Source organism: Amycolatopsis sp. NPDC049691 (genome assembly GCF_040675005.1).
GTDB lineage: Bacteria > Actinomycetota > Actinomycetes > Mycobacteriales > Pseudonocardiaceae > Amycolatopsis.
The window spans coordinates 144,850-171,291 of the sequence record NZ_JBFANX010000003.1; the positions used below are offsets into that span (position 1 = coordinate 144,850).

A 26,442-nucleotide genomic window follows, 5' to 3' on the forward strand; every position below is an offset into this window, starting at 1 on the left:
GGCCGCGACTCCGGCCGGCTGTTCGACGACCGAGGGCAGCTCACCCCCCGGTCGACGGCACGAACCCCGGGAAGCTCTGCTCCCGTTTGCCCAGCCAGTGCGAAATGCGCGCCGGGGCGCGGACGTACGGATCGGGCACGCCCAGTTTGCGCGCGGCGTCCAGCGGCCAGTTCGGGTTGTAGAGCAACTCTCGGCCGAGCGCGACCAGGTCCGCCCGGCCGTGCTCGATGATGGACTGGGCTTGGGCGGCACGGACGATGTGCCCCACGGCCATCGTCCTGCTCCCCGTCCGCTCGCGGATCTGGTGCGCGTAGGGCACCTGGTAGCCGTAGCCGGTTTTCAAGCCTGGGAACGGCAGCCCGGTGATCCCTCCGGAGCTGCAATCGATGACGTCGACGCCGTGAGCCTTCAACTCCCCCACCAGCTCGACGGTCCGGTCGATCGTCCACTCGACATCGACGCACGAGAGGCGGACGAAAAGCGCCTTGCCGTCCGGCCAGACCGTCCGGATGCGGTCGACGATCTCCACGAGGAAACGGAACCGGTTCTCCGTCGACCCGCCGTAGTGGTCGGTGCGCCGGTTCGCCAGCGGTGAGAGGAAGCTGTGGATCAGGTAGCCGTGGGCCGCCTGCAGTTCGAGCACCTCGTACCCGGCTTCGTCCGCCCGTCGGGCGGCGTCCGCGAAAGCCGCCACCGTGCCTTCGATGTCGCGCAGCGTCATTTCGACCGGGGTCTCGGCCCCCTCGAGTCCCAGGGGAACCGCACTGGGCGCGAGCAGTGGCCAGTCCGCGGACGGCGGTGGCGTGCCGGGGATCCACGGCGCGTTCCGACGCCCTTTGCGGCCGGCGTGGATGAGCTGGATGCCCGGCACGGCGCCACCGGCCTTGACGACCTCCACGAGCTGCGCGTAGAGCGGAACCACCTCGTCCTCCCACAGGCCGAGGTCGCCCACGGTGCCGCGGCCGCGCCGGTCCACCGTCGTGCCTTCCTGGATCACCAGTCCCGCCCCGCCTTCGGCCAGCCGTCCGTAGTGGACGGTGTGCGTCGGCGTCGGGCGACCGTCCACTCCGGAGTACTGCCACATCGGCGACACGACCACCCGGTTCGGCAGGCGCACCCCGCGGATCTCGATCGGGCTGAAGAGATTCGGCGGCATCCCGCTGCTCCTTCACTCGGCGATTGACATGCCTCCACGGCGCACTTACCGTCATGCTACTTGACGAAACGTCGTATCGCATAGTGGCACGAGGAGCAGGCATGGCGACGCACCGGGTGACGGACAGCCGCGAAGTCCACCGACCGGACGTGACATCCATCCGGTACTCGATCAGCGGGCCGGACGAGGGCCCCACGGTCGTCTTCGTCCACGGCTGGGCGTGCGACCGGACGGACTTCGACGCGCTGACCCGGTTCTTGCCGGACGAGTTCCGCGTGCTCGCGGTCGACCTCGCCGAGCACGGCGAATCGCGCTCGGCGCGCGACACCTGGACGATCGAGGAGTTCGCGCGCGACGTCGCCGCGGTCCTCGACGCCGAAGGGGTGACCGACGGCGTCGTCGCCGGGCACTCACTCGGCGGCGCGGTGGCGGTCGAGACCGGCCGGCTGCGTCCCGTGCGGGTCCGGCACATCGTCGCCCTCGACGCCCTGCACTACCTGTTCCTCTTCGGCGCCATGGACGAAGAGCAGGCGGCGGGCTTGCTGCAGCCGCTGCGAGACGACTTCGCCGGGCTGGTCCGCTCGATGGTCGAGGCCGGTTCACCCCCGGGCACCGACCCCGCGCTCAAGGACGCGCACTTCGCCAAGATGGCCGCGGTGCGGCAGCCGGCGGGAACAAGGGCGTTCGAAGGCCTGGTCGCCTGGGACATGGACGCGGCGCTCGCCGCCGTGCGGCAGCCGATCACCGTGTTCGGCGTGCGCGACCTGGTCACCCCGGAAGCCGTCGACCGGCTGTCGGGCCGGGCCGACGTGGTGCTCGTCGACCTCGGCAGTCACCACTTCCCGGTGGAGTCACCGGAGGGGACGGCCGCGCTCATCGCCGACGTCGTGCGCGCGGATGCCGTCACGGGGACGCAAGCAGGCGGCTGATCTCGTCCGCGGCCGCGACGACCTTCTTCGCCAGCTGCTCTTCCTGCGCGGGCTGGTACCGCATTTCCGGGATGCTCAGCGTGACCGCCGCGATGGGTCGTCCGGCCGCGTTGGTGACCGCCGCGCCGAGGGAAGCGACGTGCGGGCGGTACCACGACGACATGTTCACCGCGTAGCCGCGCCCGGCGGTCCGCGCGATCTCCTCGCGCAGCTCGTCAGGACCGAGCAGCGGCGCGCCCTCGAACTCCCGGGGCTCGGACCGCAGGAGTTCGCCGACCTCGTCGGGGTCGAGGCGGGCGAGGATCGCCACGCCGCCCGAGCTCGCCCCGAGCGGCACCCTGGTGCCGATCTCCATGAAGACGCGGACGAGCTGCGTGCTGTCTTCGCGCGCGACGATCAGGTACTCGGCGCCGTCGCGCAGGCCGAGGAGCACCGTCTCACCGGTCTCGGCGGCTAGCCCCTTGATGACCGGCGTCGCCACTTCGCGCAGGTCCTGCTCACCCGCGCTGCGCAGACCCAGCACGAGCGCCTTCATCGTGACGCCCCACCGCGCGTGCTCCCGATCCACGATCCGGAGCCAGCGGGCCTGTTCGAGGGTGACCAGGCAGCGCTGGACCGAGCTCTTGGGGATGCCCGTCACCCGGGCCAGTTCCGAGACGCCGATCGGCTGGCGCACCGCGACTTCTTCGAAGACGCGAAGCGTGCTCAGCACGCTGTTCATCGACCGGATGCTGCTGGTCGGCTTGTCCGGTTCGCCGCCGTCGCCTGGGGTGCTCATGAGGTCACGACCGTACCACTGGACGCACTGCCGTACCTCATCCCGGCACAGCGACTTCTTTACAACGCCGCCAGCATCGGTCTACTCTGCGGCACAGCGTGCCACATTACGGAACGGAGTTCCCATGGATCTGACTGTCGTGGGCGATGTCGTGATCTCGGGGTGGCCGCGCCGCCCCGGAGGCACGGACCCCGGCGCTTCGGCGTTCGGGCTGCTGCGCGGCGGCGACCTGACGATCGGCAACCTCGAAGTCCCGCTCACCGGACGGGGACAGCGCGCGGAGAAGCTGGTCGCCATGCGGGCCCCGACGTCGGGCGCCGCCGAACTGGCCGACCTGGGGTTCGACCTGGTGTCCCTGGCGATGAACCACGCGCTGGACTACGGCGCCGACGGGATGCGCGATACCGTCCGCGCGCTGGACGCCGCGGGAGTCGGCCACGCCGGCTTCGGCGAGACGCGCGCCGAAGCGACGCGCGCCCGCGTCGTTTCCGCCGGCGACGAAAGCCTCGCGTTCTTCAGCTTCTGCTGCGCGCTACCGCGGGGCTTCGACGCGACCGCGGACCGCGCCGGCATCGGCGCCATCCGGGTGCGCCAGTCCTTCGAGTACGACAGCGGCTTCCTGGACGAGACGCCGGGCACGCCGCCCTTCGTCCATTCCGACGCCCACGAACCCGACGTGCAGGCGGCCGAAGCCCTGGTCCGGGAAGCGAAGCGGCACAACGACTTCGTCGTCGTCGCGCTGCACTGGGGTGTTCCGCACTGCTACCTGCCCGCGGCGCAGGGGCCGCTGGCCCAGTACCAGCAGCCCCTGGCCCGGCGGTTGGTCGACGCGGGTGCCGACCTGGTCATCGGGCACCACCCCCACTGCCTGCACCCCGTGGAGTTCTACCGAAACGGGCTGATCCTGTACTCGACCGGCAACTTCGTCTTCGACTGGTGCGACGGCTGGAACGCCGAATCGATGGTGCCGACGGAAGACGCGCAGCTGTCGGCCCCCTACCGCCCGGCGCTCGTGCGCGGCCCCTGGTTCGAAAGCGCCGTGTTCCGCGTCGGGCTGGGCGGCGCCGGCGGGCCCACCCTCCGCCTCGACCCGATCGAACTCGACCCGGACAGCCAGCCGATCCTCCCCCGGCCGGACGTCGCCGCGTCGGTTCTCGTGCAGGTCGCCGAATCGTCCAGGGACCTGGACCCGGAGATCGTCGTGGAGGACGACGGCACCGTCCGGCGCTCTGCCACCGCCTAGCCGCCACTGACCACAAAGGAGCGTTCTCGATGTACAGCCCCGCCGCCAAACCCGACGACTACGAGTCATTCCCCTACCTCCGACGCGGGGTCGACTTCCCCGCCGTCGAGCTGTCCGATCCGCGCGCCCGCCGGAGCCGCTTCACCGCCGGTTCGGACGACGACCGGATCGACCACCTGCTCGCCGACAACGTCACCATCAGCTTTCACGACCACCCGCAGCTGCTGCCCGCCGACTTCGCGGACACACCCGACTTCCTGCGCGCCAACCACGAATTCACCGCCTTCGCCGAGCTGCGCCGGGCCGGCCTGACCGCGGTCTTCGACAACTGGTTCGGCGTCATCGGCAGCAGCCGCCGGACGGGCTGGAAGTGGGACGACCTGATCACGACGCTCGGCCTGCGGCTCGCCGATCTCGCCCACCAGGACGGCGTCGTCGTCGCCCGCACCGTCGGCGACATCCTCGGCGCCCAGCGAGACGGGCACGTCGCCTTCGTCATGGGCACCGAATCCGCCGGCATGATCGAAAACGAGCTGGACCGCATCGACGTGCTCTACGGACTGGGCATCCGGCAGATGGGCCTGGTCTACGCGGAGGCCAACACGCTCGGCAGCGGCCAGAAGGAGCAGCGCGACGGCGGCCTGACCGCCTTCGGCCGGCGTGCGGTCGAGCGCATGAACGCCGTGGGCATGCTCATCGACGTCTCCCACGCGAGCGACCGGACGAGCCTGGACGCGATCGAGGTGTCAGCCAAGCCCATCGCGATCACGCACGCCGGGGCGCGGGCAGTCTGGCCCATCGCGCGGATGAAACCGGACGAAGTCCTCAAGGCGTGCGCCGAGCGCGGCGGCGTCCTGGGCATCGAGGCGGCGCCGCACACGACCGTGTCCTACGACCACCGGGCGCAGTCCATCGAGTCGGTGATGGACCACTTCACCCACGCCGTCGAGGTGATGGGCATCGAGCACGTCGCGTTCGGCCCGGACACGCTCTACGGCGACCACGCCGCCTTCCAAAAAGCCATCTCCGAGGTGATCGGCTCGTCCACCGTGTTCGACGCGGGCGACCTCGAGTGGGAGCGGGTCAGCCACGTCGACGGGCTCGAGAACCCGACCGAGAACTTCCGCAACATCGCCGGCTGGCTCGTCGAGCACGGGTACCGCGACGACGAGATCACCGCCGTGCTCGGCGGCAACATTCTGCGGCTGCTGGGAGAGGTGTGGCGATGACCGGCATCGAAAGCGCTTTCGCGAAGCACCTCGATGACGTCCTGGCGTTGTCGCACGCGATCAACGCCGACCCGGAGCTGGCATTCGAGGAGCACCGGACCTCGGCCGCGATCACCGACGTCCTGGCGCGGCACGGATTCGCCGTCGAGAAGCCGGTGGCGGACCTGCCCACGGCGTTCGTGGCCTCGGTGGGGTCCGGCGAGCTGGTGTTCGGCATCTGCGCCGAGATGGACGCGCTGCCCGGCATCGGCCATGGCTGCGGGCACAACACGATCGCCGCGGCGGCCGTGGGCGCGGCCCTGGCGCTGGCGCCGTTCACCGACGAGCTGGGGTTGACGCTCAAGGTGTTCGGCACGCCGGCGGAGGAACGCGGAACCGGCAAGGAGATCATGGTCAACCGCGGTGTCTTCACCGGGACGCACGCGGCCATGATGGTGCACCCGTCGCTGAAGGACGTCGTCAGTCCTCAGTTCCGGGCCTCGCGGTCGTGGCGGATCGAGTACAACGGCCGGGGCGGTCACGCGTCGCGCCCGTGGAACGCGCTGAACGCCGCCGACGCGGTGGTGGTCGCGCAAACCGCCATCGGACTGCTGCGGCAGCAACTTCGCGACGGGGTCCGGGTCCACTGCGTGGTGCCGGAGGCCGGGTCGGCCGTCAACGTCATCCCCGACCGGGTGGTGGCCGAGTGCATGATCCGCTGCGACACCATTGCCGAAGTCGACGAGGTGTGGACGCGGGTCCGCCGGTGCTTCGAAGCCGGCGCGCTCGCGGCCGGGACCACCGTGGACTTCACCACCCAGCCGTCGCTGTACCGCGAGTTCCGGCACGATCCGGACCTGGCCGCGCTGTTCGAGGCCCACGCGAAGACCTTGGGCCGCACGTTCCCGGACTACCCGGACAAGCTCTTCGGCTCGACCGACATGGGCAACGTCTCGCAGGTGATCCCCGCGCTGCACCCGATGCTGTCGTTCGACCTCCCGGCGGAGGACGGGAACCACACCGCCGCCTTCGCGGCCGCGGCCGGTGGCGCGGAAGGCGACCGGTTCGTCTGCGACGGCGGCCTGGCGATGGCGCTGACGATCGCGGACGTCGCTCGGTCCGCACCGATCCGGGCCCGGCTGACGGCCTCCGGCAACTGAGGGAGAACGACCATGGAATCCACTCGGCTGGGCACGAAGGTGGCAGCGACCGGACGGGGCAACCGCCGGGCGCTCGTCGCCGGCAGCATCGGCAACGCCGTCGAGTTCATCGACTGGGCGGTGTACACGACGTTCTCGTCCGTCTTCGCGCACCACTTCTTCCCGCCGGGCAACGACAGCGCGGCCCTGCTGTCCACTTTGGCCATCTTCGCCGTCGGTTTCGTCGTGCGGCCGATCGGCGCCGCGATCATGGGCGCGTACGCGGACCGGCACGGCCGCAAGAAGGGCCTGGTGCTCACGATCGGCCTGATGGCCGCGGCGACGTTCGTCATCGGGGTCTCGCCGTCCTACGCCCAGGTCGGCCTCGCGGCGCCGATCATCCTGGTGATCGCGCGCATGGCGCAGGGCTTCGCCGCCGGGGGTGAATTCGGCTCGGCGTCGGCCTTCCTCGTGGAGTCCGCCGGACCCGGCCGCCGCGCGTTCGCGGGCTCGTGGCAGCAGGTGTCGGTCGGCGCCGGCATCCTCATCGCCTCGGGCATGGGCGCGATCGTCACCTCGGCGCTGCCCCGGCAGGCGGTGGACAGCTGGGGCTGGCGCCTGGCGTTCGTGGTCGCCTCGCTGTTCGGGCTCATCGGGCTCTGGCTGCGCCGCTCGGTGGAGGAAACGGCGTCGTTCCACCGCGCCGGCGGCGGCCGGCGCAACGCCCTGGTGACGATGCTGCGGGAGCACCCGAAGGCGGCGTTGCGCGTCTTCGGCCTGAACATCGCCGGCGTCGTGCTCTACAACATGTGGCTGACCTACCTGCCCACCTACGCGGCCGTGTCCACGCACATCCCGCTCAACCAGGCGCTGCTGGCCAACGTCATCGGGCTCGTCACGTTCGTGGTCCTGCTGCCGTTCGCCGGGATGCTGTCCGACCGGGTCGGCCGCAAGCCCACCCTGGTGGCGTTCGCCGGCGGGTTCCTGCTGCTCGCGTGGCCCGCTTTCCGGCTGCTGAACGGTGATTTCCGGCTGCTGCTGCTCGTCCAGGTCGCCGGTCTGGTCCTGCTGCTCGGCTATTCGGCCAACGTCGCGGCCGTCATGGCGGAGCAGTTCCCGCCGGAGGTCCGGGCGACCGGCATCGGTCTCCCCTACGCGTTGTCGGTCGCGGTGTTCGGCGGCACCGTCCCGTACCTCACGACGTGGCTGACCACCCGCGGGCTCGGGTCGTGGGTGTGGCTGTACTGCGCGATCGCCGCCGCGATCGGCCTGGTCGTCTACCTGACGATGCCCGAGACGAAGGACAAGGCCATCGACTGACGCATCAGCCGATCGTCAGCACGACCTTGCCGAAGCGGTCCGGGCTCACCAGCCGTTCGTGAGCCCGGGCCAGGTCGGCCAAGGGGAACACCGAGTCGACCACGGGGCGCACCTTCCCCGCGGCGAGCCAGGCGAGGACGTCGGGAACCTCGCGGAGGTCCCCGGCGTGCGCCCCGCGAAAGTCGATCTCGTGGCGGTAGAGGCTGTACAGGCTGATGTCGGCGTGCGGACCGGAGTGCGAGCCCATCCCGATCAGCCGGCCACCGGGGCGCAGCGCCCGGATCGACTCCTGGATGGTGGCCCCGCCCGCCGAGTTGTGGACCAGGTCGACACCCCGCCCGGCCGTCAGCGAGCGGACCGCCGCGCCGAATCCGGGCACCTGCCGGTAGTTCACGACCTCGTCGGCGCCGATTTCCCGCAACTGGCCCCGCTTGTCGTCGGTGCCGGTCGTGGCGATGACCCGCGCGCCGAGAGCGGCGGCCAGCTGCACCGCGGCTGTGCCCACGCCGCTGCCGGCGCCGACGACCAGCGCGGTTTCGCCGGCCTGCAGGCCGCCGCGGGTTACCAGCATGTGCCAGGCCGTCAGGTACGCGAGCAGGCTCGCCGCCAGGTCGACGTAGGTCAAGGAATCCGGTGCCGGGACGGCGTTGCGAGCCGGGACGGCGAGGTATTCGGCGTACGTGCCGTCGGTGTGCTCGCCGAGGAACTTCAGTTCGCGGCAGCGACTGTCCACATCGGACCCGCACGCGTCGCACACGCCGCAACCCAGCATGGGCAGCACGACCACGCGTTGCCCCACCGCGACGTTCGTGACCGAGCTGCCGACCGCCGCGACGTCTCCGGCGCCCTCGACACCGAGGATGATCGGGAACGGCGGTTGTTCGGCGAACTTTCCGTCCCGGACGAGCACGTCGGCGCGGTTGAGCCCGGCGGCCCGGATGCGGACCAGGACCTCTCCCTCGCCGATCGAGGGACGAGGCACGTCGTCGATCTCGACGACCCCGGCTTCCCGTACGATTGCGGCCTTCATCGTGCTTTCCTTTCTCCAGTATGCGTTTCGACCTGGCCGGTCGCGGTGATCCGGCCACTGTGGTCACGAACGGAAACCCCGCCGCTGGTGGCGCGCACCACCAGGCCCTGGTGGTCGAACAGCGGCGCGACGACGCGGTAGCCGATCGCGGTGGGCGTCACCCCGGTGGCGCGGACCGTTTCCGTCATGGCCAACGCCTGCAGCGGGCCGTGGACGACCAACCCCGGATAGCCCTCGACGTCCCGGGCGTAGTCGCGGTCGTAATGGATGCGGTGGGCGTTGTAGGTCAACGCCGAGAACCGGAACAGGACGGTCGGATCGACCGGGAACGCCCGCTCGTCCGCTTCGAGCGGCACCGGCGTGGCCGCCGACGCCGAGACAGGCGTGGACGCGGCGGCGCGGTAGACGATGTCCTGTTCCTCGACGACCTTCACCTCGCCGTCCTGGCTGATGGTGTGCCGGACGACGACGAAGGTCAACGGGCCCGAACGTCCCGTCTTGTCCGTCGTCGACACGACTTCGGTGCGCCGGGTCGCGGCCCGGCCGACGACCAGCGGCCCCGTCCGGGTGACCCGGCCTCCGGCCGCCATGCGCCGGCGACCCGGCGCCGGGACGATCCCGCGCACGGGATGGCCGTCCGGCCCCAGATCGGCTTGATGCGGCCGATCGAGCAAGTAGACCCAGTGCCACAGCAGCGGCAGGCCGTCGTCCGCCAGGTCCGGCAGGTCGACGCCGAGCAGCCGGGCGAGCGCCACGGCGGGCTCCGGTTGCAGCACTTCGGTGTGCTCGGTCACGGCGTGACCTCCTCGCGCCGGGAACCGAACTCGGCGCGGAGGGCGTCGTTGTGCTCGCCCAGCCGGGGCACCGGACCCAGCACCGGTTCGACTTCGTCGATGTCGACCGGCGGCAGCAAGGCCCGGACGGCACCACCCGGGGCCTGGATCGGGTGCCAGCGGTCACGCCCGGCGAGCTGGGGATGATCGAGGAGCTCACCCGGCCGGCGCAGGCGGGCGCACGCGATCCCGGCGTCGCCGAGCAGTGCGACGACCCGGTCGGCGTCGAACGCGGCGAACGCCTTCTCGACCAGCGGATCGATCAGGTGGTCGTGGGCGACGCGTTCGGGGTTGTGGGCGAACCGCGGATCGGCGGCCAAGTCCGGGCGCCGGAGCACCTCCCGGCACAACCGGACCCATTCGCGGTCGCTTTGGACGGCCAGGAAAACCTGGTTGCCATCTCCGGTCCGATATGGCCCGTAGGGGGCGATCGACGCGTGCTTCGCGCCGGTCCTGCGGGTCTCGGAACCTCCGTAGACCGCGTGGTACGCCGGTTGGACCATCCACTCCCCCAGCGCGTCGAGCATGGCGACCTCGACGGTCGCGCCGGCGCCCGTGGTGGCCCGGCGCAGCAGCGCGGTGAGGATGCCCGAGTAGGCGTACATGCCCGTCGCGATGTCCGCGATCGAAATCCCGGCCTTGCTCGGCTCCTCCGGCGTGCCGGTGGCGGCGACGAGCCCGGCCTCGCACTGGATCAGCAGGTCGTAAGCCTTCTTCCCCGAGTACGGGCCGCCGGGACCGTAGCCCGAGATCGAGCAGTGGACGAGATCGGGACGGGCCGCCCGCAGCGTCGCGGCGTCGAGGCCGAGGCGGCCCACCGCGCCCGGCGCGAGGTTCTGGACCACCACGTCGGCGGCCGCGACCATCGCGTCGAGCACCCGGCGGTCGGCCGCGTCCTTGATGTCCAGCTCGATCGACTCCTTGCCGCGGTTGAGCCAGACGAAGTAGCTGGAGTCGCCGTGGACCGTCCGGTCGTAACCGCGGGAGAAGTCCCCGGCGCCGGGGCGTTCGACCTTGATGACGCGGGCACCGAGGTCGGCGAGCTGCCGCGTCGCGAAGGGCGCGGCGACCGCCTGTTCCAGCGCGACGACAGTCGTGCCTTCGAGTGGGAGCATGAAAAGCCTTTCGTAGCCGGTGCTTCAGGACCGGAGGATCGCGTGGGCGCGGTCGAGCACGGGCTTGTCGATCATTCGCCCGTCGGGACCGGTGACCGCGCCCGCCGACCCGTCAGCTGCGTGGAGCACTTCCCGTGCCCACGCGATTTCCTCCTCGCCGGGGGCCAGACCCCGTGCGGTGGGCCCGACCTGGGCCGGGTGGATGCAGAGCTTGCCGCGGAAGCCGAGGCTGCGGGCGTAGCGAGCCGCCGCGGTCACGGCGTCGGCGTCGTCGGTGACCGTCGTGACGCCGTCGATCGGTGCCGGCAAGCCGGCCACCCGGGAGGCGAGCACGATCGTGCTTCGCGCGAACAGCATCGCTTCGGCGGTGTCGTCGGCCCCGAGGTCGGCGGCCAGGTCGAGCGCACCGAACGCGAGCCGGGTCACCCCGGGCGAGGCGGCGACGTCGTGCACGCGGTGCACTCCGGCCGCGGTCTCGATCAGCGCGACCACCGCGGTGTCCGGTCCCAGCCGCGCCGACAACGCGGCCAAGGCCACCGGGTCCTCGGCTTTGGGCATGAGCACGCCGAGCAGCCCGCTCGCGCCGACGACGGCATCGACGTCCGCGTCGAACCACGGCGTGCCGGTGGCGTTGAGGCGGACCCAGGCCTGGCCGCCGTCGGACAGCCAGCGGAGCGTCTCGGCGCGGGCGGTGTCCTTGTCCTCGGGCCGCACCGCGTCTTCGAGGTCGATGACGACGGCGTCGGCGCTCGCGGCCGCCGCCTTGGCGAAGCGCCGGGGGACGTTGCCGGGCACGAAGAGCCAGGTGGCCTCGGGCCTCATCGGACCGGGTTCCGCTTGATGAGCTGACGCGCGATGACGGTCCGCTGGATCTCGTTGGTGCCCTCACCGACGATCATCAGCGGCGCGTCGCGGAAGTACCGCTCGACGTCGAACTCCGTCGAGTAGCCGTAGCCGCCGTGGATCCGCACCGCGTCGAGCGCGATCTTCATGGCCGTCTCGGAGGCGAACAGCTTCGCCATCCCCGCTTCCATGTCCGCCCGCTCGCCGGAGTCGTAACGGCGGGCGGCGTACTGCACGAGCTGCCGGGCCGCGGTCAGCCCCGTCGCCATGTCGGCGAGGTGGTTGCCGATGGACTGGTGCTGCCAGATCGGCTGCCCGAAGCTTTCGCGTTCCTGGCTGTAGCGGATCGAGCGCGCGAGGGCGGCGGCCCCGACGCCGAGCGCTCGCGCCGCCACCTGGATGCGGCCGATCTCGAGCCCCCGCATCATCTGCGTGAACCCCTCGCCTTCGACGGTGCCCAGCAACGAACTGCGGGGCACGCGGAAGTCGGTGAAGGACAGCTCGCAGCTCTCCACGCCCTTGTAGCCGAGCTTCGGCAGGTCGCGGGACACGTCGAAACCGGGCCCCTTTTCGACCAGCAGGATGCTGATGCCGCGGTGCTTCGGCTCGGCGTCGCGGTCGGTCAGGCACAGCAGCGCGATCAGCTGCGCGCGGCGGGCGTTGGTGATCCAGGTCTTGGACCCGTTGATGACGTAGCTGTCTCCGTCCTTGCGCGCCACGGTCCGGATGGCCTGCAGGTCGGATCCGCCGCCGGGTTCGGTGAGCGCCATGGTCGCCCGGATCTCGCCGGTGGCCAGCTTCGGCAGGTAGTGGTCCTTCTGCTCCGGGGTTCCGTAGTGGAGCAGGAGCTTGGCGACGACGCTGTGCCCGCCCATGGCGCCGGCGAGGCTCATCCACCCGCGGGCGAGTTCCTCGGTCACCGCGGCGTAGCACGGCGTGGACACCCCGGCGTCGTTCCACGGCTCCGGAACGGCGAGGCCGAAGATGCCCATGCGCTTCATCTGCTCGATGAGGGCTTCGGGGTAGGTGTCGGCGTGCTCCAGTTCTCGCACCACGGGCTCGACCTCGCGGTCGACCCACTCGCGGACGACGTCGACGATCGCGGTCTCGTCTGCGCTGAGTTCGTACATGGCCGTCATCCTGACTCGTTATGACGAGTCGAGAGAAATACCGATTCGTGATATCCCTAGACGCGTCCGGCATACCGGCAGGAGGACGCGTGGAACTCAAGCAGCTCTTGGCCTTGGTGACCGTCGGCGACACCGGGAGCGTCACCAAGGCCGCACGCCTGCTCCACGTCGTGCAGCCCGCGGTGAGCCGGTACATCCGCGCACTGGAGGACGAGGTCGGGGTCCCGCTCTTCGAGCGCAGCCGCCAGGGAATGACCCTCACCCCGGCGGGCGAAGTCCTCGCCGAGCGCGCGAGACGCGCGCTGCTCGAACTGGACCGGGCCCGCGCCGAGATCCGCCCGGACCGCGAGCACGTGCGGGGCATCGTGACGATCGGGCTGCTCGAGAGCACCGTCGAACTCGTCGCCGCGCCGTTGGTGGAGGCGCTCGGGCGGCGGCACCCGGGCATCGAAGTGCGGATCCTGAGCGCGTTTTCCGGCCACCTGCGGCAGTGGCTCGACGACGGCGCAGTGGACATGAGCCTGCTGTACAACGTGAACTCGACACCGTCGATCGCCGTCACCCCATTGCTGAGCGAGGCGTTGTGGGCGATCGCTCCCCCCGACGCGGAACTCGGCCCCGAAGCACTCACCTGGGACCGGGTGTGCGAGAACCGGCTGATCCTGCCGGTCGAGGGACACGGCCTGCGCACCCTCGTGGACGAAGCACTCGGCACGGCGCCCACGATCGCGTGCCAGACCAACTCGATGCCGGTGCAGAAGAGGCTGGTGGCCGCCGGCACCGGGTGGAGTGTCCTGCCCGCGGCGGGCGTCGCAGAAGACGTGGCAGCCGGACGGCTGCGGGGCGGCCCGATCGTCGATCCCGCGGTCTCCCGCACGATCGTCCTGGCGTTGCCCCGATCCGGCCGCATCCCGCCCGCTGCCGAGGTCGCCGCCACCGAGATCGTCCGGGTGACCCACCGCCTGGTCGAGGACGGCACCTGGCCGACCGCCAGCGTGGCTCAGTCCGGGTGACCGAAGCTGCCGAGGTCCGAGTCCCCGGGGCGGCTGAACCGCCGTCAAGGGCAGGCGCTCGGCCGCGAACCACGAGAAGCGGGTCATCCTCGCGGCACTACCCCGGCCGCTTTCCTCGTAAGGCGTTCGCGGCACTCAGCCGGGCTGAGCACCGCGGCGCCCGCGTGTCGCCAGGTCAGGCAGGACAGCTGTAGCGGAAGGTCGTCGGCGTGGCGCCGATCGTGGTGGCGATGATGCCGTCGTCGGTGATCACCGGCCCGCCGAGCCTGCCGGAGCTCGGACTGGTGGCGAGGGTGTGGGTGCGGGCTCCGCTGTCCCAGACACCGAGCGCCTCGCCGCCGTCGGCCGTCAGGTAGGTGCCGGCGGTGCGTGTCCCGGAGTCGACGGCAGGCTCGATCACCCACGTGTCCAGCGTGCGAACGATCGCGCCGCTCAGATCCCATTCGACCGTCTTGAACTCGTCGTTCTCGTACTTCTCGCCCGCGATGCGGCCGTTCCGGAACCCGCTCACGGAGTCGGTGCCCAGTGCGAGCTTGGTCATCGTCCTGTCCGGGTACCGCACGAAGAAGTCCGTCTGCGAGCCCTCGGCGCGAATCAGGATGCGCCCTTGCTCGTCGATCCCGACCGGGCTGACGTAGCCGTAAACGGCGGGATCGGGATCGATCGTCAGCACCGTGCCGGGTGCGGTGGCCGGCCAAAGCGTCAGGGTGAAGTTGTCACCGAGGCCGAGCGCGGTGCCGACGACGTCGCCGGCGTCGTTGATGGCGAGGGCTCGGGCCGACCGGCGGCCCGGCGGCACCGGAAGAGCGGTGAACCGGCCGTCCCGGTACACGACCGCGTCGCGTTCGACGCTGTCGGCAAGGGTCGCACCGACTGCAGTGCCCACGGAATTGATGTCGTGCAGATCGATCTGCAGACCGAAAGCGCGTCCGAGGTCTTCCGCGACGCCGTTGTGCCACCGGATCCCACCGCCCGTGGAGCCGCTCCCCGCGACCCAGCCGCCGTTCGCGGCGGCCGTGACGTATCCCCAAGCCAGCCCGGCAGGCGGCGCCAGCGTGGCCTGCGTCCACGTGCATGCGACGGCATCACGCGCCTCGGCGACGCCCGGCGTGACCAGAAGCGCCGGCACCAGGGCCGCTGCGGCGGCGAGGACCGTCCTCTTCATGCGTCTCATGGTTCCCCTCTCGTTTCGCAACTCGGCCGGAACACGCCTGGCCACGTCATTCGGTTGAGCCCCTCCGCCGTGTTGTCCGGCCAGCACTGCTCCGATGAGAAACGCGCTCTGCTTGTGGAGGTGGCTGGAGCGCGACCGTTGACGGAGGACGGGCAGGGTGCAGTCCTGGCTCGGACCCTGGCGAACTGTCGACGGCCAATACCCCTACGTCCGCAAACCGAACACCTTCGACGAACTCCTCGTCGAGACCAGCACCAACTACCAAGACGTCGCCGACATCGTTGGCCAGGCCTACGACGCGAACCGGTTCAGCCTCCAGGGCGCCGGATGTCCCGCCTGCCGACGACGGCGACGAAACTGCCGTTGCCGATCCAAGTTCCTTCCCCCGGCCCGCTCCGATGCACCATCACCGAACAGCACACTCCGGAGGCCTCAGTGCCCTGCTGAGTTTCTGCACGCTGGAGCCCGATCAGGACAAGGCCGACGGCGCTGCTACGGACTCGGCCATGGCGACGACGTCGCCTCTGCTCGAAGTGCCTGCCCCGTCCTCATCGGGCCACTTCGCCTGCAGTTGAAAACGCGCGGCCTGCGACCGACGTCCGGTCACACCCCGGCCGTAGCGCATGCCGGACCAGCGCCGGGTGTGCTGCGGTTGCGTTGAGCGCCTCTCAGCACCAGTTCATGCCGGGCGTTTCGTCGTCAGCCCGGATCCCTGGCTCCGGCCGGAACCTGTCCCCAGGTCCGATGCGGCCGACTGTTCTCGGCTCTAGCTTCGGCTTTGCCCCGTTCCGGGTTCCGGGGCGGGTTCGCTGAGCTGGGAGGGACTAGTGAACGTGCGAAGGTGGGTTTCGGCCGTCGCGGCCGGGGCCGCGCTGGTGACCGCGGGCGTCGTCGGCGGCGCGGTACCGGCGAGCGCTGACAACGGCGACGGCGACGTCAATTGCAACCTCGGGGAAATCTGCTTCTGGCGCTACAGCAACGCCGTGCTGTGGACGAAACAGTTCTGGTACACCGCCGACCACGGCGGCTACACATGGTGGGCCGGCGGCGCGACGAACGTCCGCGTCCAGGACGACGCCGTGGACGTCACCAACCGGGACACCCAGTGCAACGTGCGGGTGGGCGACCTGAGTGCCGCGACCGGGATCTGGACCTGGCGGTACTTCCCGAACGACCAGCTGCGCCACGAGCTGGGCGTGATCCGCAACGCCAACGACCGGCACGAGCGGTGCGTCTGACCGCGAAAGGGGAATTCCACATGATCGCTCGATCGGTGCGCCGGGTCGCCGGCGTGGCCGCGCTCGCGGCCGCGGCAGCGGTGCTGGCGCCGGTGGCCGCGTATGCGGACAACGGGGACAACCTCCCCGGGTGCGCGAACGGGGAAATCTGCTTCTGGTACGACAACGGCACGACCTACCAGAAGCAGTTCTGGTACGACGCGGACCACGGCGGGAACAACTTCATGTTCTACGACGGGTTTTCCTACCGCGTCTCGGACAAGCCCGTGCAGGACAACGCGCTCAACGTGACCAATCGGGACACATCCTGCTCCGTGCGGGTGGGTGACTTCTCCGGCGGGTTCTGGACCTGGCGGTCCTTCCCGAACAACAACGCCGAGTACAACCTCGGTGTCATCAACAACCGCAACGACCGACACGAACGCTGCAAGTGAGGAAGGTGCCCGGCCGGGGCCACGGCCGGGCACCTCTCGGCACGGGGGAGTACGCATGCGAGCACGATATTCCGCGGCGGTGGTGTGCGCCGTCGCCGCGCTGGCCGCCGTGGCCGCCTGTTCCGCCGACGCGCGGACCGGGCCGTCAGCCGCCGACCTGCCGGTCGACCGGGTCGCCGACGAGGTTTTCCAGGCCGGGAACATCAGCCTGATCGAGTACGCGAAGAACAAGCTGACCGCCGACTGCATGGCACGCAACGGGTTCCCGCAGCTGGCCCAGGTGGGGGTGCACCAGAACCCGGAACCCTTCAGCGACATGAACGTGCAGCCTCCGCTGTTCGCCCAGCGGAGCGCCGAACAGGCGCGGCTGCTCGGGTTCGGCGAAAACGAACCCAGCGAAGCCGCACACGTGCTGAGTTCCGATCCCGGCTTCGACCGGCACCTGACCGGCTGCTTCACCGAGGCCGCGCAGACGCTGGGTGCCGAACTGAACGAGGTGCAGGCCCAGAGTTACCAGCTCTACAACGACATCGCCGACGAGCGGGACAAGCTGCTCGCCTCGCCCGAGGAGACCGCGGTGACCGACGCGCTGCTGCGCCCGATGCTGGCGTGCGTCGAAGGGAAGGGTTTCCACCAGATCAAGTCCGGGGCCCGGACGCTCGACACGTTCGGCATCGGCTACCCGTCGGGCACTTACCAGGGTGCCGAACCGCCCGCGCCGAAACGGCTCCCGGGGTCGGTCGAGATCGTCGCGGCCAAGCCGGAACGCCGATACGTTCCTTCGGCCGCGGAGGCACGTTTGGCGGTCGCCGCGACGGAATGCGCTCAGCTGACGAAGTTCGGCAGCGGTATCACCAACCAGCGGATCCGCCTGCTGCGCAAGGCGATGGGCGAGCACGACACGCAGATCGCCGAGCTGCGCCCGAAGGTGGAGAAGGTGGCCAAGGCCGCCGCGCAGGTGGTCGGGCGATGACGGCTTCGGCCTTGCGCCGCCGGCGTCGCCGGGCGGTCTGGTCCGTCCTGGGCACCGTCGCGGTCGCGGCCGTTGCGCTTCTCGTCGGCATGGTGGCCGGCCCAGCCGTCCGGTCGCCGGCTCAGGCCGTCGCCGAAGCCGCACCTCCGGCGCCGGCCCCGGTCACCGCGGCCGCCGAGCGACGGGTGCTCACCGAGCCGGTGATCACCCGCGGCACGGTGCAGCCGGGCTCGGCGACAAAGGTGACCGCTCCGGAGGGACTGAGCGGAGTCACCGCGGTCGTCACCCGGATGAGCGCCCGCGTGGGCACGCCGCTGCACGAGGGCACGGTGTTCACGGAGGTCGCGGGCGAGCCGGTGTTCGGGCTCGTGCTGCCCTTCCCGCTGTACCGCGACCTGACCCCCGGTATCCGGGGCCCTGACGTCACGGAGGTCCAGAAGGCGTTGCGGCGCCTCGGCGCCGCCTGCCCGGTGACCGGCACCTTCGATGCGGGCACCTCGCAGGCGGTCGACCGCTTCTACCGCGCGCGGGGCTATGACGTTCCGCGGGGCGGCGCAGCCACCCAGCCACCGGAGAACCAGGCCGCTGCCGCGCCCCCGGAACCGATCTTGCGCCGCGTCGACGTCGTCCGGCTCGACCGCGACGGTCGCACCATCACGGCAGTGCCCGCCCAGGTCGGTACCGTGCTCAACGGCGCGGCGTCGGTCCTGCTGGAGCTGGATGCCGGCGCGGCCACGGTGCAGGCGAAAGTAGACCCGGCGCAGCGAGCGCTGGTAAGGCCAGGCAGCACGGCCAAGGTGACCGATGAAGCCCAGGGCACCACCGTCGAAGCGGTCGTCCGCACCGTCGCCGACCAGGCCGACGCCGACGGTTACGCCGTCACGCTCGCGTTCACCGGTCCCGTGCTGCCACCCGGCCCGGACCACACCGTGCTGGTCATCTTGGATCCGGCGGCCGACGCGACGCCGGTGCTGGCGGTCCCGGTCTCCGCCGTCTACTCGCGCCCGGACGGCAGCACCTTCGTGACGGTGGTGGGCCGTGACCGCGCGCGGACCGACGTCGTCGTCCGCACCGGCAAGGTCGCGGGCGGCTGGGTCGAGGTCGCGCCGGACAGCAACGCGTTCGGGCCCGGTGCGCAGGTGGTCGTCGGCGCTTCGGCGGCGGGAGGGAAGTGACGTGTCCGAGGATGTCCTGCGCATGCGGGGAGTGAGCCGCAGCTACGAGGACGGCCACCTGGTCCGGGCGCTGCGGCCGACCGACTTGACGATCCGCCGAGGCGACTACGCGACCGTGACCGGGCCGTCCGGGTCCGGCAAATCGACGCTCCTCAACCTCGCCGGCTTGCTGGATCGCCCGGACGACGGCACGTACGAGGTCGCCGGCCGCGACACCGGCGCGCTGCCGGAATCCGCGCGCTGCGCGCTGCGGAGCGAGCTGTTCGGGTTCGTGTTCCAGGCATTCCACCTCGTGGCCGGACGCAGCGCGGTGGAGAACGTCGAACTGGGCATGCTCTACGGACGACGGCCCGCGCGGCAGCGGCGCGCGCTCGCGAGCTCGGCGATCGAGCGGGTCCGGCTGGGCCACCGCGCCGACGCCGACCCGCGCACCCTCTCCGGAGGTGAGCGGCAGCGCGTGGCGCTGGCACGTGCGGTGGCCGGCGGGCCGGTCGTGCTGTTCTGCGACGAGCCGACCGGCAACCTCGACAGCGCCAACACCGGCAACGTGCTCGAGCTGCTGCGGGAGCTGCACCGCGACGGCATGACAGTCGTGGTGGTGACCCACGATCCCGAAGTCGCCGCGGAGGGCACGCGCCGCCTGCACGTCATCGACGGCGTCGTGGCCGAGGAGGCCGGGTGAGCGGGCCGAAGCGCCGGTCCGGGCTGGGGCCGCGAGACCTGTTCTCGGAAGCGTGTCTGTCGTTGCTCGCGCAGGCGGGGCGCTCGGCGCTCACCGCCGCCGGGATCGTGCTGGGCTGCGCGGCTTTTGTGGCAACGCTGGGCATTACGGCGACGCTGTCGCACCAGGTGTCCTCGTCGTTCGACGTCACCCGGGCGACGGAAGTGGTGGTGAAGGAGCCTGCGATCGCATCCGACGCGAACACCGGCGCCGCCACGCCCGCGCTTCCACTGTGGCAGCGACCGGTCGCACTCGACCGGCTGCGGCGGCTGCCCGGCGTCGAGTCCGCCGGCGCGCGCGTCGCGCTGCCGGAACATCGGCTTACCCGGTCGGTGGCGGCCGGAGCCGGCGACGAGCAGGCGAAGGTCGTAGGCGCCGACGCGGGCGCGCTCGCGGTGATCGGCCCGCACCTGATCCAGGGCCGCGCCTTCGACGCCTTCCACGATCGGGCGGGTGCCGCGGTGGTGCTCCTGCCGGCGAATCTCGCCCGGCGGCTGAGCATCGACCGGACCGGAGTCGCCGTGTTCGTCGACGACCACGCCTACACGGTCATGGGGATCTTCGACGACATCGCCCGTGAACCGGCGACCCTGGCATCGGTCGTGATGCCGTTCTCGACCGCGCAAAAGCTCGCGGCCGGCGCGCGAACCCGGCCGGAGCGCGACGTCGTCGCGCAGGTCAGCCCGGGCGCGGCGCACGTGATCGGGACGCAGGCACCGCCGGCCCTGCTGCCGGAAGCGCCTGGGCAACTGCAGCCCGCCGCGCCACCGGACGCGTTGTCGCTGAGGAGGTCCGTCGAAGGCGACGTCACCACGTTGGCCTTGCTGGTGTCACTGATCGCGCTGGGGATCGGCACGTTCTCGATCGCGACGGTCGCGACCGCCGGCGTGGCGGCCCGGTCGGCGGAGATCGGGCTACGACGTGCGATCGGCGCGCGGCCGCGGCACATTTTCGCCCAGTTGCTGACCGAAACGACCCTGCTGGGCGCGTTCGGTGGCGTGCTGGGCAGCGCCGCGGGTGTCGTGGTCGTGGTGGCGGTCGACCTGGCGAACGGCTGGGCGCCGGTACTGGACCTGCGCACGGCGCTGCTGGCCGCGGCCGGTGGGGTGGTGACCGGCCTGGTTGCCGGCCTCGTACCCGGCTGGCGCGCGACCCGCATCGAGCCGGTGGTGGCCCTGCGCGCGTGAGGGCCGCCGGGTCCCGACGAACCCGGCGGCCGTTCTGTGGTCAGCGGAAGCGGAGGGCCAGGGCCACTGCGTGCGCGCGGTCCCGGGCGCCGAGCTTCATCAGCACGTTCGTCACGTGGTGCTTCACCGTGCGGACGCTGATGACGAGCGACTCCGCGATCTCGACGTTCGAATGGCCTTCGGCGATGTGGTCGAGCACCTGGCATTCCCGGCCGGTCAGTGGTGGCAGCTGGGGAGGCGGGCCCTGCAGCAGCCGGGCGCCGATCACGGGGCTGACCCACCTGAGTCCTCTACCGACGCTGAGGACTGCCGGCACCAGCTCGGTGAAAAGGCTTTCCGCGTCGATGAAACCACCGATCCCTGTCCGGCCGAGCGCACTCACCTCGTCGCGAGTCGCCGTGGCCGGCAGAACGAGAACGGTGCGATCGGCGCAGTTTCGAGCTGTGGTCGCGCAGTCGGTGATCAGAACATCCGAGCCCTGCGCGCCGACGGTGACCTGCCGGGCCGTGTGCGCCAGCGCTGCCCCTACGCGGGCGCGGGTGTCGGAGTCGGTGATCGCGAGTGTCGCGACGACGGATCTCTCCGTTCGGGTGCGGACGCTATCGTTCGCAGTCGACAAGTTCATCCCCCTATGCGTGCGCACGCCGGACCTTTGCCGCGTCGTCCGGCGGGCGTTTCCCCTGATATCGACAAGAATTCAGCGGTGCGTTCCGAGCCGGTCACGAGAACCGGCGGGTTCGGTCGATGTGCTGCGGCAGCGCCGGCGCGGACCCCTCCCGCGCGGCGAAGTGCCTGTCAATTCCCCACGGAACCATTATCGACTTCGAACCGCCGGGAGAACACGCCTCCGCGGCGGGTTCGCCCGTTCGGAGCAGGCTGGCCCGCTGACCGGAACAGTTACCTTTGCAGGGCTTCGCGCTGAGCGAACCGAAGCGGCGCCCGATGACCGCGGCAGCGGGTGGAACGGCACGGTTCCTCAGGGCGCCGTCCGAGAACAGGTTTCACTCTTTCGCGTGGCTCAACTACTCGTTTTCGAGCGTGCTAGGACAGATACCCGGCCACCTTAGACGTGCTTGCCGGTGTGGGGCGCGAAGCTGAAGGTGTGGGGCAGCGTGGTAAGGGCCGCCGTCCCGTCGATCTTGATCTCGAGCCGGTGCGGCTGCGCCGGAGGCGCGCTGGATTCGGGCGAGGACGACCCCGGTAGAGCACCCCGCGAGCAGCACAGCGACGAGCGCGGACAAAAGCCTCATGCCCCGACTTCAAGTGCCCGGTGACGAGTTTGTGAATTGCCGAGCGCACGAATCCTCGTCGTACTCTTCGCCCGCCCCGGGCGACCGATCGAGTCCGGCTCAGCCGATCATCTCGGCGCCTCGGTTCCGCGAGCCGGGCGTGGCTTGGACCTACCCGATCCCCAGGTTCGGTCAAGTGGGTCGATCACCGGCTTCCTCGCGGGCATCGTGCTGCGCTTCCTCGACTCGGTGTGACACCCGGAGCAGCCGGATCGAGGTGACCAGGCCGATGCCGCCGACGATGTTGCCCAGCGACGACCAGGCCAGCGCGATGGCCCAGTCACCCCACGAGTAGTACGCCAAGCCACCCAGCAGGCCGGCGAACATGATGATCGAGTCGAGCACCGAGTGGAACAACTGTGCCCCGACGAGGAGGAACGACATGGCCACCGCGGCGACGACCTGGACGCCCAGGTCGTCGGTCGCGTGCTGCATCCGGGTCATCAGCGTGATCACCGCGCCGGCCAGCACAGCCAGCAGCAACGAGCGCCACGACGTGCCCAGTGCGGCGTAGTGCAAGCCACTCGCCGCCGCGGTACCCCGGAGGTCGGGAAGCGCCACGACCACCATGCCGGCCATCGCGAACCCGCCGGCCAGGTTCGTCACCAGGGTGACCAGCCACAGCCGCAGCAACCGTGGCCAGGTACCCCTGCCGGACGCCACGGCGGTGACCGGCACCAGGAAGTTCTCGGTGAACAGCTCGCTGCGCGCGAGCAGTAGCGCGATGAACCCGATCGTGAACGCGACGGAGGCCACCAGCGGCTGACCGGTCTCGTGCTCGACGACCAGGTAGGCCAGGACTCCCACCGCGACGTCGACACCGCCGAGCAAGCCGGTCGCCACCAGCGGCAGCAACGGACGGCCGAGCCGGTCACGGCCCTCGTCGACGATCCGGTCGAACGCTTCTTCCAGTTCCGGTTCGTCCCGGCTCCCGGCCGGCGACCGCAGGTTCCCGCTCCGGTCCTCGTCGATCGATTCGCCTCGCATCGCCACTCCCCCGCCGCGTATCGCACGTCACCGCCATCGGCGACCGTGCGCATACCCGAGCGGACCGGAACTACTCCCCGGCTGGGGGATTCGCGGGTGATTTGCTACGTCTCGGCGCCTCACCCGGTGCGGAGGCAGGTGATCCGGCAGTCGCCGCCGGAGTCCCTGGTGACGCCGTGGGTTTCACTGGGGAAGCCGGGGAAGTGCCGAGCGAAGTACCGCTGCACGCAGGATCGCGATCACCTCGTCGGCGAGCACGAGTTCTTCCTCGACGACGGTGTGCACGTGGCGTCGGTGCTGTCGTCCGGGTCGATGATGAACTGCTCCGCGCAGCCGCGGCCGTCCCGGGTGCTGTCGCTCACCCACGGCTCAACCAGCCACGCCGGCGGTTCCGCCCGCCAGACGGAATCGACGCCGGCGTCACTCTGCCCGGTCTACTGGCCCATCCGGTGACGCAATACGTGGACCTGGAACACGGCCCTGCACCAACCTTCCCGATTCCACAATGTCCGCTTCTGTCACTTGAACACCTTTTGCCGCGAATCAGCCCGGTATGCGTACTCGCATGCTGTCGACGACCCCGATAAGCGATAAATGTCCGAGTCTCATGTTAAGTCGGCCTTAAGTATTAAATCGTTGCCACGACAGCGGTTTGGTTCGGAGTGCGCATGCGCCATAGTGCTCCGAAACGCCACCGGAGGGCCCCGGGAGAACTCCGGACTTCGCAGACAGGAGTGTGCATGGCTTCCTCGCGAACCGTCGTGGCCTCGAACGAAGGCAGCGGACAGCTGAAGCGAGCGGTCGGCTTCTACGGGTTGACGTTCATTTCCCTCGGCTCGATCATCGGTTCGGGCTGGTTGCTGGGCGCCCTCAAGGCAGCCCAGGTCGCCGGCCCGGCGTCGATCATCTCGTGGCTGCTCGCCGCGGCGATGCTCGCCGTGCTGGCGCTGATCCACGCCGAACTCGGTGCGGCCTACCCAGTCGCCGGCGGCACGGCGCGGTTCCCGCTGTTCGCCTACGGCACGGTCACCGGGTTCGTCGCCGGCTGGTCCGCGTGGCTGCAGGCCGTGGCCATCGCGCCGATCGAGGTCGAAGCGAGTCTGGAGTACCTGAACAACATCGCGTGGGTCAAGGACAACCTGAACCTCCTGCACCCCGACGACGGCACGCTCACCGCAAGCGGGTTCGGCTGGGCCAGCCTCCTGATGGTGGTCTTCACCCTGATCAACATCGTCGGCGTGAAGCTGATGTCGGAGACCAACTCCTACGCGGTGCTGTGGAAGACCGCGGTCCCGCTGGTCACCGTGTTCGTACTGATTCCGACGAGCTTCCACGCCGCCAACTTCACGGCAGGCGGTGGTTTCGCGCCGTACGGGGCGCACGGAATCTTCGCGGCGTTGCCGGTCGGTGTCGTATTCGCCCTGCAGGGCTTCGAACAAGCCATCCAGCTCGGCGGCGAGGCCCGGAACCCGAAACGTGACCTCTCCCGCGCGGTGCTGACCGCGATGGCGGTCGGCGCGCTGGTCTACATCTTGCTGGAAATCGCTTTCATCGGCAGCATCGACCCGCACAACCTGATCCAGGGCTGGGCCAACCCGATCGAAAAGGGTGACTTCGGCCCGTACGCGACGCTCGCCTTCGCCGCCGGCGCCGGCTGGCTCGCCTACGTCCTGTACGCCGACGCGTTCGTCTCCCCCGCCGGCACCGGCCTCGTCTACGTCGCGACGTCGGCCCGCCTGACCTACGCGCTCGGGCGCGACCGGCTGCTGCCCGGCATCCTCGGCAGGGTCAACGTTCGCGGCATCCCGCTGTGGTCGATCATCCTCGCGTTCGTCGTCGGCGAGTTTTCTTTCCTGCCCTTCCCCAGCTGGCAGGAGCTGGTCAACGTGGTGACCTCGGCGACAGCGGTGATGTACGCGTTCGCGCCGGTCTCCCTGGCCGCGCTCCGCAAGCGCGACCTCGGCCGACCCCGCCCCTACCGCACGCCCTACGCGAAGGTCCTTGCCCCGATCGGGTTCGTCAGCGCCAACCTGATCATCTACTGGGGCGGCTACGACACGACGTGGAAGATCCTCGCCGCCGTCATCGTCGGCCTCCTGATCTTCGCGATCAGCTACGCCACCGCCCCCGCCGAGAAACGACGCCCGTTGGAGCTCAAGGCCGCGGTCTGGGTCATCCCCTGGCTCGTCGGTTCCGCGATCATCGGCTTCCTGGGCCGGTACGCGCAGAACGTGGCCCCGCGCAACATCCTCCCGGAATGGTGGGACCTCGTCACGGTCGTCGTCTTCGCGCTGGTCATCTTCTACTGGGCGGTCAATTCGGCGCTCGCCCCGGAGAAGGTACAGGCCACGGTCGCCGCCGAGGAAGCGGAACTCCTGACGGCGGAGATCGACGGCACCGCACCGGCAGTCTGAGGACGGTCAAGGGGCGTGGCCTTCTCCCACGTGGTCTCTCCTTCGGTCCCGCCGACGACTGCTACATGTCGTGCTCCCAGCTGCCGCGCGTGTCGACGTCCGCGGCATCCGCCAGCGTCTCCAGCTCCGCGATCTCCTCGTCGGTGAGCTCGATGCCGTGGGCTCGGACCAGCCCATCGAGGTGATCCGCCTTGGTGACCCCGATGATCGGGGTGGTCCCCTTGGCGATGGCCCAGGCGGTGGCGACGTCGGCGGCGGACGCACCTCGGTCCTCGCCGATCGCCGCCATCCGGTCCGTCAGCGTCTGCAGCCGGGACAGGAGGCCGTTGTACACGGCCGCTCGGCTGCTGCCCTCGGGCAACGGATTGGCCGGGCTGTACCTGCCGGTCAGCGCCCCTTGTTCGAGGACCATGTAGGAAAAGAACCGCACGTCGTGCTCGCGGCAGTGCTCGAGAATGCCCGCGCGCTCGGAGCTGCGGTACAGGAGGCTGTAGTGGTTCTGGACCGCCTCCACGCGAAAGCCCGCCTCGCCGAGGATCTGATCGGCGAGAGCGATCTCCTTCAGGTTGTGGTTCGAGACGCCGACGTGCTTGATCCTGCCGCTCCGCAGCAGCGGGATCAGCAGCGGCGTCCACCGGGCCACGTCGGCGGGGTTGTGGATCCAGTACAGATCCACGTAGTCCGTGCCCATGCGGTCGAGGCTCTGCTCCAGCATTTCCGCGACCGGATCGTCGCCGTCGCCCGCGATCTGCGGGGTGAACTTCGTCGACAGCTGGTATTCGCCGCGCGAGTAGCCCTTCAACGCCTGAGCGAGGACCGTCTCCGAGCGGCCCATGCCGTACACCACCGCGGTGTCCCACAAGGTGAACCCGTTCGACTGCGCCTTCTCGACGACCTCTCGCAGACCGGAGGCGGTCAGCCGGCTGCCGAAATAGCCGTCGCCCGCCTCGCCGCTGTCTCCCCAGGCCCACGTGCCCAGCGCCACCGCCGGCGCGGTCAGCGTCTTGCTCGTCATGTCTCGTACCTCCATACGGAACCGTCGATTCCCAGGAGACCGCGATCGCCGCCACCGGAGAAGGTCGCGGTTGTCAGGGGTACAAGCTCCACCCCCCT

25 protein-coding genes are annotated in these 26,442 nt (G+C 70.3%); 14 read left to right on the top strand and 11 right to left on the bottom strand.

From position 1 onward, the window contains the following. Nucleotides 1-40 precede the first annotated feature (40 nt). A complete protein-coding gene (locus tag AB0J40_RS07740; protein WP_364449043.1) occupies nucleotides 41-1,156 on the bottom strand; it encodes an NADH:flavin oxidoreductase/NADH oxidase in 1,116 nt (371 codons plus the stop codon). A gap of 101 nt (nucleotides 1,157-1,257) precedes the next feature. Between AB0J40_RS07740 and AB0J40_RS07745 the strand changes: the two genes are divergently transcribed. Next, the gene (locus AB0J40_RS07745; protein ID WP_364449046.1) at nucleotides 1,258-2,085 is read left to right on the top strand and encodes an alpha/beta hydrolase; all 828 of its coding nucleotides are present in this window, start codon (nucleotides 1,258-1,260) and stop codon (nucleotides 2,083-2,085) included. Here AB0J40_RS07745 and AB0J40_RS07750 read toward each other — a convergent pair. Next, the gene (locus tag AB0J40_RS07750; RefSeq protein WP_364449048.1) at nucleotides 2,060-2,863 is read right to left on the bottom strand and encodes an IclR family transcriptional regulator; all 804 of its coding nucleotides are present in this window, start codon (nucleotides 2,861-2,863) and stop codon (nucleotides 2,060-2,062) included. The two genes, AB0J40_RS07745 and AB0J40_RS07750, sit on opposite strands and share 26 nt — an antisense overlap. Nucleotides 2,864-2,987: 124 nt before the next feature. On the opposite strand from AB0J40_RS07750, the gene AB0J40_RS07755 reads away from it, so the two are divergent. The 4 genes from AB0J40_RS07755 to AB0J40_RS07770 are packed head-to-tail and all read left to right on the top strand — an operon-like array spanning nucleotide 2,988 to nucleotide 7,773. Beyond that, on the top strand, nucleotides 2,988-4,106 hold the full coding sequence (locus tag AB0J40_RS07755; RefSeq protein ID WP_364449051.1) for a CapA family protein: 1,119 nt from the start codon (nucleotides 2,988-2,990) through the stop codon (nucleotides 4,104-4,106). Between the two features lie 29 nt (nucleotides 4,107-4,135). Then, complete coding sequence (locus AB0J40_RS07760) at nucleotides 4,136-5,335, top strand: membrane dipeptidase (protein ID WP_364449053.1); 1,200 nt, start codon at nucleotides 4,136-4,138, stop codon at nucleotides 5,333-5,335. Continuing rightward, on the top strand, nucleotides 5,332-6,474 hold the full coding sequence (locus tag AB0J40_RS07765) for a M20 family metallopeptidase (RefSeq protein WP_364449056.1): 1,143 nt from the start codon (nucleotides 5,332-5,334) through the stop codon (nucleotides 6,472-6,474). The genes AB0J40_RS07760 and AB0J40_RS07765 overlap by 4 nt, the downstream gene beginning before the upstream one ends. A gap of 12 nt (nucleotides 6,475-6,486) precedes the next feature. Then, a complete protein-coding gene (locus AB0J40_RS07770) occupies nucleotides 6,487-7,773 on the top strand; it encodes an MFS transporter (protein ID WP_364449058.1) in 1,287 nt (428 codons plus the stop codon). 4 nt (nucleotides 7,774-7,777) lie between these two features. On the opposite strand, the gene AB0J40_RS07775 is transcribed toward AB0J40_RS07770, so the two are convergent. From AB0J40_RS07775 to AB0J40_RS07795, 5 genes are read right to left on the bottom strand one after another with little or no spacing between them, the layout of a single operon-like run. Further along, complete coding sequence (locus AB0J40_RS07775) at nucleotides 7,778-8,803, bottom strand: zinc-binding dehydrogenase (protein ID WP_364449059.1); 1,026 nt, start codon at nucleotides 8,801-8,803, stop codon at nucleotides 7,778-7,780. Continuing rightward, nucleotides 8,800-9,597: a MaoC family dehydratase N-terminal domain-containing protein gene (locus AB0J40_RS07780; protein ID WP_364449062.1), complete on the bottom strand. Its 798-nt coding sequence runs from the start codon at nucleotides 9,595-9,597 to the stop codon at nucleotides 8,800-8,802. The genes AB0J40_RS07775 and AB0J40_RS07780 overlap by 4 nt, the downstream gene beginning before the upstream one ends. Next, nucleotides 9,594-10,751, bottom strand: a complete 1,158-nt coding sequence (locus tag AB0J40_RS07785; protein WP_364449065.1) for a CaiB/BaiF CoA-transferase family protein — start codon at nucleotides 10,749-10,751, stop codon at nucleotides 9,594-9,596. Before AB0J40_RS07785 ends, AB0J40_RS07780 begins: the two co-directional genes overlap by 4 nt. A gap of 24 nt (nucleotides 10,752-10,775) precedes the next feature. Further along, nucleotides 10,776-11,573, bottom strand: a complete 798-nt coding sequence (locus tag AB0J40_RS07790) for a CoA ester lyase (RefSeq protein ID WP_364449067.1) — start codon at nucleotides 11,571-11,573, stop codon at nucleotides 10,776-10,778. Beyond that, nucleotides 11,570-12,724 carry an acyl-CoA dehydrogenase family protein gene (locus AB0J40_RS07795; RefSeq protein WP_364449070.1) on the bottom strand — a complete coding sequence of 385 codons (1,155 nt, stop codon included), beginning with the start codon at nucleotides 12,722-12,724 and terminating at the stop codon, nucleotides 11,570-11,572. Before AB0J40_RS07795 ends, AB0J40_RS07790 begins: the two co-directional genes overlap by 4 nt. A gap of 89 nt (nucleotides 12,725-12,813) precedes the next feature. Here AB0J40_RS07795 and AB0J40_RS07800 point away from each other — a divergent pair, with 89 nt between their 5' ends. Next, a complete protein-coding gene (locus AB0J40_RS07800; protein ID WP_364449073.1) occupies nucleotides 12,814-13,737 on the top strand; it encodes a LysR family transcriptional regulator in 924 nt (307 codons plus the stop codon). A 175-nt stretch (nucleotides 13,738-13,912) separates the two neighbouring features. On the opposite strand, the gene AB0J40_RS07805 is transcribed toward AB0J40_RS07800, so the two are convergent. Continuing rightward, the gene (locus AB0J40_RS07805) at nucleotides 13,913-14,956 is read right to left on the bottom strand and encodes a hypothetical protein (RefSeq protein ID WP_364449076.1); all 1,044 of its coding nucleotides are present in this window, start codon (nucleotides 14,954-14,956) and stop codon (nucleotides 13,913-13,915) included. A 782-nt stretch (nucleotides 14,957-15,738) separates the two neighbouring features. Between AB0J40_RS07805 and AB0J40_RS07810 the strand changes: the two genes are divergently transcribed. Genes AB0J40_RS07810 through AB0J40_RS07835 form a run of 6 tightly spaced genes read left to right on the top strand, consistent with a single transcriptional unit; the run spans nucleotide 15,739 to nucleotide 20,639 of the window. After that, on the top strand, nucleotides 15,739-16,149 hold the full coding sequence (locus AB0J40_RS07810; RefSeq protein WP_364449078.1) for a hypothetical protein: 411 nt from the start codon (nucleotides 15,739-15,741) through the stop codon (nucleotides 16,147-16,149). Nucleotides 16,150-16,169: 20 nt separating this feature from the next. Continuing rightward, the gene (locus AB0J40_RS07815; protein ID WP_364449079.1) at nucleotides 16,170-16,583 is read left to right on the top strand and encodes a hypothetical protein; all 414 of its coding nucleotides are present in this window, start codon (nucleotides 16,170-16,172) and stop codon (nucleotides 16,581-16,583) included. 55 nt (nucleotides 16,584-16,638) lie between these two features. Continuing rightward, a complete protein-coding gene (locus tag AB0J40_RS07820) occupies nucleotides 16,639-17,556 on the top strand; it encodes a hypothetical protein (protein WP_364449081.1) in 918 nt (305 codons plus the stop codon). Continuing rightward, nucleotides 17,553-18,731 carry a peptidoglycan-binding protein gene (locus AB0J40_RS07825; protein WP_364449084.1) on the top strand — a complete coding sequence of 393 codons (1,179 nt, stop codon included), beginning with the start codon at nucleotides 17,553-17,555 and terminating at the stop codon, nucleotides 18,729-18,731. The genes AB0J40_RS07820 and AB0J40_RS07825 overlap by 4 nt, the downstream gene beginning before the upstream one ends. 1 nt (nucleotide 18,732) lies before the next feature. Continuing rightward, on the top strand, nucleotides 18,733-19,413 hold the full coding sequence (locus AB0J40_RS07830) for an ABC transporter ATP-binding protein (RefSeq protein WP_364449087.1): 681 nt from the start codon (nucleotides 18,733-18,735) through the stop codon (nucleotides 19,411-19,413). Beyond that, a complete protein-coding gene (locus AB0J40_RS07835) occupies nucleotides 19,410-20,639 on the top strand; it encodes an ABC transporter permease (RefSeq protein WP_364449090.1) in 1,230 nt (409 codons plus the stop codon). Before AB0J40_RS07830 ends, AB0J40_RS07835 begins: the two co-directional genes overlap by 4 nt. 40 nt (nucleotides 20,640-20,679) lie before the next feature. Here AB0J40_RS07835 and AB0J40_RS07840 read toward each other — a convergent pair whose 3' ends face one another. Together AB0J40_RS07840 and AB0J40_RS07845 are read right to left on the bottom strand one after the other, a co-directional pair. After that, nucleotides 20,680-21,264 carry a response regulator transcription factor gene (locus tag AB0J40_RS07840; protein WP_364449092.1) on the bottom strand — a complete coding sequence of 195 codons (585 nt, stop codon included), beginning with the start codon at nucleotides 21,262-21,264 and terminating at the stop codon, nucleotides 20,680-20,682. A gap of 796 nt (nucleotides 21,265-22,060) precedes the next feature. Continuing rightward, nucleotides 22,061-22,915 (bottom strand): formate/nitrite transporter family protein, encoded by an 855-nt coding sequence (locus AB0J40_RS07845; protein ID WP_364449094.1) that lies wholly within the window; start codon nucleotides 22,913-22,915, stop codon nucleotides 22,061-22,063. A 138-nt stretch (nucleotides 22,916-23,053) separates the two neighbouring features. Here AB0J40_RS07845 and AB0J40_RS07850 point away from each other — a divergent pair, with 138 nt between their 5' ends. After that, entirely contained in the window at nucleotides 23,054-23,368 is a 315-nt protein-coding gene (locus AB0J40_RS07850) for a hypothetical protein (protein ID WP_364449095.1), read from the top strand. 287 nt (nucleotides 23,369-23,655) lie between these two features. Next, the gene (locus AB0J40_RS07855; protein ID WP_364449098.1) at nucleotides 23,656-25,329 is read left to right on the top strand and encodes an APC family permease; all 1,674 of its coding nucleotides are present in this window, start codon (nucleotides 23,656-23,658) and stop codon (nucleotides 25,327-25,329) included. Between the two features lie 61 nt (nucleotides 25,330-25,390). Here the strand turns inward: AB0J40_RS07855 and AB0J40_RS07860 are convergent, their stop codons facing one another. Next, a complete protein-coding gene (locus AB0J40_RS07860) occupies nucleotides 25,391-26,344 on the bottom strand; it encodes an aldo/keto reductase (RefSeq protein ID WP_364449100.1) in 954 nt (317 codons plus the stop codon). Between the last annotated feature and the right edge of the window lie 98 nt (nucleotides 26,345-26,442).